Below are 7,113 nucleotides of genomic sequence, written 5' to 3'. Positions count from 1 at the left end.
TGGCTCGCGAGCAGGTGTATGGCGTTTACTTAAACTCTTTAAAAAATACGATATACCGGTCACCATTTTTGCAGTGGCGATGGCCCTTGAGCGCCACCCCGATGTAGCTAAAGCCTTTGTTGAAGCAGGCCACGAAATTGCAAGCCATGGCCTGCGCTGGATTAATTATCAAAACATTGATAAACAAACTGAGCGCGAGCATATGCAACAAGCCATTGATGTCATTAAAACGCTTACAGGTAAAAAGCCCAAAGGCTGGTATACCGGCCGAACTAGCCCAAATACCGCAGGCCTTGTTGTTGAGAATGGCACATTTTTATATGACGCCGACGATTACAGCGACGACCTGCCCTTTTACAGTATTAAAGAAGGTAAACCACAGTTAATAGTGCCCTACACGCTTGATGTAAACGACATGCGCTTTGCAGCTGTTCAAGGCTTTAATGCAGGGGATCAGTTTTTTAATTACTTAAAAGATGCATTCGATACGCTCTACGAGGAAGGCGATCCAGAAGGTGAAAACTCCCCTAAAATGATGTCGATAGGTTTGCATTGCCGCTTAATTGGCAGACCTGGAAGAATAAAAGCATTAGCGCGGTTTTTAGAATATGCCCGCTCGCATGAGCAGGTTTGGTTTGCCACGCGCGAGCAAATCGCCGAGCACTGGCTTAAAAAACACCCGTATAAAAAAGCTTAGTTCCGATATACCATTCAGAATAAACTCTAATAGCTTAAACAAAAAAAGCCCAGCAATGCTGGGCTTAAGGTCACTTTAGGAGTAGTGAAATTTATTCAAAAGAAACTGTGATGATATTCGAACACACATTTTCTGTTACACATAATTGGTAATCGTACGATGGTAACGTAGCTCCACGCACGTAATCACGGTAACGACCACTATCTGATGTTGTATCTACCAGCTCACCGTTACGGTATACGCTTAGAGATTCAGCACCAACTTCTTCCCAGCTTAAATCTACTCGCATAGTATCAAGGCGAGACTTATTAGCACGCTTTAAGGTCAGTTCTAGCTCTACATCACTTACTACAACCGTTTGAGTTGATGTACTTGTATTGCCTTCACTATCTGTTACCGTAAGTTCAACATCGTAATTACCTGATGCTGCATACACATGCATAGGGTTTTGATCAGATGATGTTGCACCATCACCAAAGTCCCAGCTCCACTGTATAATATCGTTATTAGCATCAGTGCTTGAGTCCGTAAAATTAACTGTTAGACCTTGTGTTTCAGCCTCAAAATCTGCGCGTGGTGGTTGTGGGCTAACTTCGCCAATAGCGCTTAGCGTTAATGACCAACCATTAATTGTGCCGGTATCGGCTGNCGGCAGTATCTTCTACTTGTAGTGTCCAATCGCCGGTAGCTACTTCACCGTTAAATGATTCAGACGTAAAGCTTCTAACAATATCATCTGCTGAACCACCTACATTGCTTTGTAGTGTTACTTGTGTGCCTTGGGCAGATACTAACTTAACCACTAAGTCGCCAGAGTAAGTATGAGAAATATCAACATCTGCTGTAGTGCCAAATACGGTTAAATCATCGCCAATGTTAATTACTGATACGGCCCCTACTGGTGAGTTATCAGGAATTTCAACGCTTTGACTACTGCTATAAGTAAAGTCGTTTAATCCTACAGGCTGAATCATTAAATCAACTGATTGCTGCTTAACAATATCACCTGCCGTAGCTGTTACCATCAGCTCGTAATCACCCCACTGAGTGTCAACGTCTGTTTCAACGTTAAGTCTTACTTCATCGCCAGGACGCGCTGTAACTGCTGATAAGTAAGCACCAGCTAATGTTGTTGATAATTCAAGCGTTACTTCTTCATCCCACTCGGCAATAGAGCCAATTGTAAATGTGTAGTATGTAGCCTGGCCGGCCTCAACTTGTTGCGTAAGTGGATCGGCTGAAATTTTAAAGCCTGGTGTTGGATCGGCATCAATAAGTGCCTGGTTTACATTAAGACGAGTACCTGCAACAGTTACACCTTGTAGCGCAGCATTCGCATCGCCAGAGCTCATTAGTAGTTCTTTAAGCTCTTGAGTACTTAGCTCAGGATTAACCGATAACACTAACGCTGCAGCACCTGCAACATGGGGGGTTGCCATTGAAGTACCTGAGTATGACGCGTAACTTTCACCCGGTGTAGTAGATAAAATAGCTGTGCCTGGTGCGCCCATGTCAACACTTGTTAAACCATAGTGCGAAAACCACGAAATATCATCAGTTTGATTCGTACTAGCAACCGATAACACACTGGCGTTTTCATAGTTTGATGGGTAGTGAGGGTTAACATCGTTATCAATAGTATCGTTACCCGCTGCAGCTACAAATAGTAAATCGGCCNTTCGCTAGAGTCTATAGCATCAGCTAATGCTTGGCTGTAACCACCACCGCCCCAGCTATTGTTTAATACGCGTAGGTTAACTCCAGAATTTTTAAGGCCAACCATATAATCAATACACTTAATAGCGTCTGATGTTGAACCATTACCCGCAGCATCTAAAAACTTACAACCTACAAGTGATACTTCATGATTTACACCCACTACTCCCACAGAGTTATTACCACTGGCACCTATAGTTCCAGACACATGCGTTCCGTGACCTTCATCATCCATAGGGTCACCGCTATCGGTAATCGCATTAATACCATGAATATCATCGATAAAGCCATTACCGTCATTATCGATACCATCGCCTGCAATTTCAGAGGTATTTACCCACATATTGCTCGCTAAATCACTATGACTATAATCAATACCTGTATCAATTACACCCACAACTACATCTCGGCTACCTGTAGAAATCGTCCATGCTTCGACTGCATCAATGNCCGCCAGTCTGACCTTCATTATTTAAGCCCCAAAGCTCGTCAAAGCGAGGATCATTTGGTGCGCTTGCTATACTTACACGATAATCAGGTTCTACGTATTCAATTGCTTGATGAGACTTTAAAAGAGCAATAGCGTCTTTAGTACTCATTCCCGACACTTTAAACTTAGCTAAACGCCCTGAAAGTAAAGACGTATAACTGTCGTCAATTTCATCTTTATTTATATCAGTAATTTTAGCTTTAACTAATGAACGAGCCTGCTTACGCATTTCTTTCGTTGCATTACTTTTATATTTAACAATTATTGAATCACTGCTAGCAGCTACAGATTGCTTTACACCCACATCAGGAAGTTTTGCTGCAGCTAAACACGGTAGTAAAGCAAGAGTAATAATAGATAATTTTGTTTTCATTGTTCTATCCATAGTTTTGTTGGGTTAGCTTAGATGCTCTAAGCACGTTCTTTCACTATTTCGAGTACAAGGGATCACATGGCATATGTTTAGGAAACAACCAAACGAATCATTAAACAAGCTAAAAAATGAAAACGCTGTAAAAACCAACTATTTTGACCAGTTAATGTATTAAAAAAACATTAAATACAGACCTTTTAATGAAATTAACACTCAGCAACTTACCTAATACAGGGCCGTTAATTTTTACTGCTTTTTATATCAAATTAATAAAAAAAAACAAAAACCTTCATAAGCAACTGAAAAATAAAAACTAAATAATTGGTAAAAAATGATGATTTAAGAAATGACATTAGAGGAATACAGTAATTGGGTACTTAATAGTTAACAGTTATTAAACGTAAGTTAAGAATAATGACAAATCGCTTAGTAATAATTATTAATGACATCGTAAATTTTACTTTAGAGCTTTTCAGGTGGATCACAAAACATTATATCGGCACGGCATGCTGACACAGCAAATACCTTATAAAACCTATAAAATTTAAGGTGTTTGGTTTTAATATTTCAAGGAGAAAATAATGAAGTTGAACAAATCACTTTTAAGCTGCGCAGTAGCAATTGCAATGGGTACTAGCTTTGCCTCTTATGCAGATACGCCAAGCAAGTCAGCATCAAACTCAGAACTTGCTACTAACGTTTCTGTAGCAAGTATTGAAAACTCGATGACTCTAACACAAACTTTTAATGAAAATACTGCGCTACTAACTCAAGACGGCGACAGCAATACCATGCTTGTTACTACGACAGGTAACAACAATGAAACTGAAGTTTCTCAACTTCAATCTGGAAACTACGGTGAAGTTACAACTATTGGCGATAACAACGCGCAAGTATACGCCCAAGATGGTGTTGCTAATGGTTTTATTACTGAGGTGACTGGCAATAATAACATGTTATTTGTTTCGCAATTTGGCCAAGGCTTTTTTGTAAATAACGAAGCAATTAATATTGTAACTGGCGATGATAATATCATTGATGTTGAACAAGGCACTGGTGGCCACTGGTTCTACAACATGGATATGCAAGGAAACGCAAATGAAATCACCTCACTACAAACAGGTGAATGGCATGAAGCTGAAATAACCATGCTTACGGGCGACGAAAATGTTCTCGATTTAGTACAAGATGGATATTGGAGTACATTCAAAGTAAGTAGTCTTCAAGGTAATGAAAATGAACTTGAAGTTGAGCAATTGGGGGATCGCAATACAGCAACATTTAGCTCCATTTCTGGTGATGCTAATGAGCTTTCAATTGAACAAGATGGTAATACAAACGCAGTAACATTTGCAGCCGTTATTGGCAACGATAATGAAATAGATTTAGATCAAGAAGGATCAATGAATACTATTGAATCTAACTTGTTTGAAGGCTCAAATAACGAAGTTTCTGCTACACAAGTTGGCGCTGAAAACTTAACAACTGCCGATATTATTGGTGATAATAACGAAGTTACTGCCATCCAAATGGGTGACTTAAACGAAACTTATATGGGTGTTATTGGCTCTGATAATGAGTTTATGACCAATCAAGTGGGCGATTTAAACTCGGTTCATTTAGCTAACTTTAATGGCACAGGTAACGATGTTGATTTGGTTCAGTCTGGTGATGAAAATGCAATGCTAGTGCAATCGTCATACCCCGATGTATCACTTACATCTAATAATAACGATATCGATATTACCCAAAATGGCTCGCAAAACGAAGCAATTGTTACACTTGCAGGCATTTTAGACAGTAACGATAATCAAATTGATATTGCACAAAATGGCATGTTAAATCTTATTGATATGATGGTTGAAGGCAACAACCATAGTATTGATATTTCACAAACAGGCGAAGGTAACTGGGTTACTGGCGTTGAACAATCAGCATTTTTAGTTGGCGGTGAAAACGTATCATTTAGTGTTACTCAAATTGGTAACGATAACATTGTTGAAGGCTCTGTAATTGGCTTTAACAGCACTGTATCTGTTACCCAAATGGGTGATGGAAATACAGCAACAATTACTCAAATGTAATTATTGAGGTGGGGAGAGCGACCCTCTCCCCATTTTAAATTATGAAAAAAAACATTAGCTTTAATAGTTACCTACTCACACTCTTCCTATGTTTTTCTGGGGCAACTCATGCTGCTGATGAACTAGAAATAGATGGCTTATTACTAGATAGAAGTATTAGCCGCTTTGGTCATCAATTTTATTATGAATTTTCAAACTATTGGCGAGATCTCCCCTCAACGGCTGGTTTTAATATAGAAATAAAAGAAACCGTAATACCAAAAGCAGGTACACAGCTTTCTTTAATAATGAATAACCAGCTTGTTTACGCGACTTATTTAGGTCGCAGATTAGAACCCCTTGATGAGCGTGTAGAGCAAGCTGTTTATACAGTAATAGATGCAATGGCTCGCTCAAACATGGCTGCATCAACCCCTGATATGGCTAAAGATGGATGGTAAAATGAAAAAAATAGCCCTTATAATAATAACAACATTAAGCTTTTCGTCCCAAGCGACTGAAATAATTTATACCCCAATCAACCCAAGCTTTGGTGGAAACCCACTAAACGCAAATATGTTGCTGAGCAAAGCGCAAGCTCAAAACAAGCATAAAGCGCCAGTAATCGAAAAAGGTTACGCTGAACAATTTCAAGATTCTTTAGAGCGCACCTATTTAAACCGCATGGTAAGAGAAATTACCGATATGGCATTTGGTGAGGACATAGAAGATAGCCTTTTTAATCAGGACTCTATTTTTATGAGTGGTGATTATCAAATTGAAGTTATAACCAGCACAACCGATTCTATTACAGTAAAAATAACAAATATATTAGATGACTCTGTTGTAATAATTGAAGTACCGAGGTTTGGATAATGTATAAACTACTAATAACAATAACATTACTGGGTTTGAGCGGCTGTGCAAGTTTGGGAAATCTTATTCCACCATCACAGCAAAAAGCTATTAGCTTAGAGCCAACTGAATTATTTGCGGATCTAAAAAACCTACCTAAACCTGTCGGTAGTATTCCTGTGTCGGTTTACTCATTTAGAGATCAAACCGGGCAATATAAGCCACAAACTAACGTAAGCTCGTTTTCGACGGCTGTTACTCAAGGTGCTAACTCAATACTTGTCCAAGCACTACACGAATCAGATTGGTTTACGCCAGTAGAACGTGAGGGTTTACAAAATATTTTAACTGAGCGAAAAATCATTCGTGCGGGTCAAGCCGATAATCCTAACCAAGCTGATTTACCACCGCTTACCACCGCCAAAATTATTTTAGAAGGCGGTATTATAAGCTACGACACCAATGTAAAAACAGGTGGTTTAGGTATGGAGTACTTTGGTATAGGCGCCTCTGAGCTTTATCGCGAAGATGCTATTTCAATATATCTACGTGCTGTTGATGTTCGAACAGGGCAAGTATTACTAAGTGTAGCCACCAGCAAAAAAGTATTAAGCCAAGAAATGCGTGCAGGATTTTTTAGATACGTGAGCTACAAACGTTTAGCCGAAGCTGAAGCTGGCTTTAGCGACAACGAACCTATGAGTATTTGTGTAACACAAGCAATAGAAAAAGCGCTTACAGATCTTATAACAAAAGGTATTGATAAAGGCTTATGGGCTAAAAAATCAGCGTAAACTGATTTCCTGAATTAACTAAAGGCTACATATTGTAGCCTTTATAGGTTATGTGACTAGTTAGTTGAAAATAACTCGCTTACCCTAACTTTATAAGAATCTAGAGGATAAAATTTTACTTAATT

General features: G+C 39.1%; 5 protein-coding genes and 1 pseudogene. 5 read left to right on the top strand and 1 reads right to left on the bottom strand.

Features of this window, described 5'->3' with window-relative positions:
* Positions 1–697, top strand: a 697-nt coding sequence (locus L656_RS0106110; RefSeq protein WP_024598532.1) for a polysaccharide deacetylase family protein, incomplete at its 5' end; no start/stop codon positions are given.
* Positions 698–788: 91 nt separating this feature from the next.
* Here the strand turns inward: L656_RS0106110 and L656_RS01000000121975 are convergent.
* Positions 789–3,276 (bottom strand): annotated as a pseudogene (locus tag L656_RS01000000121975) (S8 family serine peptidase).
* A gap of 581 nt (positions 3,277–3,857) precedes the next feature.
* On the opposite strand from L656_RS01000000121975, the gene L656_RS0106100 reads away from it, so the two are divergent.
* Genes L656_RS0106100 through L656_RS0106085 form a run of 4 tightly spaced genes read left to right on the top strand, consistent with a single transcriptional unit; the run spans position 3,858 to position 6,988 of the window.
* The gene (locus L656_RS0106100; protein ID WP_024598531.1) at positions 3,858–5,360 is read left to right on the top strand and encodes a curlin; all 1,503 of its coding nucleotides are present in this window, start codon (positions 3,858–3,860) and stop codon (positions 5,358–5,360) included.
* 41 nt (positions 5,361–5,401) lie between these two features.
* Positions 5,402–5,800 carry a curli production assembly/transport protein CsgE gene (locus L656_RS0106095; protein ID WP_024598530.1) on the top strand — a complete coding sequence of 133 codons (399 nt, stop codon included), beginning with the start codon at positions 5,402–5,404 and terminating at the stop codon, positions 5,798–5,800.
* Positions 5,790–6,215: a curli assembly protein CsgF gene (locus L656_RS0106090; protein WP_024598529.1), complete on the top strand. Its 426-nt coding sequence runs from the start codon at positions 5,790–5,792 to the stop codon at positions 6,213–6,215. The genes L656_RS0106095 and L656_RS0106090 overlap by 11 nt, the downstream gene beginning before the upstream one ends.
* A complete protein-coding gene (locus L656_RS0106085; protein ID WP_024598528.1) occupies positions 6,215–6,988 on the top strand; it encodes a CsgG/HfaB family protein in 774 nt (257 codons plus the stop codon). The genes L656_RS0106090 and L656_RS0106085 overlap by 1 nt, the downstream gene beginning before the upstream one ends.
* The last annotated feature ends 125 nt before the right edge of the window (positions 6,989–7,113 follow it).

The sequence above is a fragment of the Pseudoalteromonas sp. TAE56 genome, from assembly GCF_000497955.1.
GTDB lineage: Bacteria > Pseudomonadota > Gammaproteobacteria > Enterobacterales > Alteromonadaceae > Pseudoalteromonas.
This window is presented reverse-complemented; position numbering and strand designations above follow the sequence as displayed.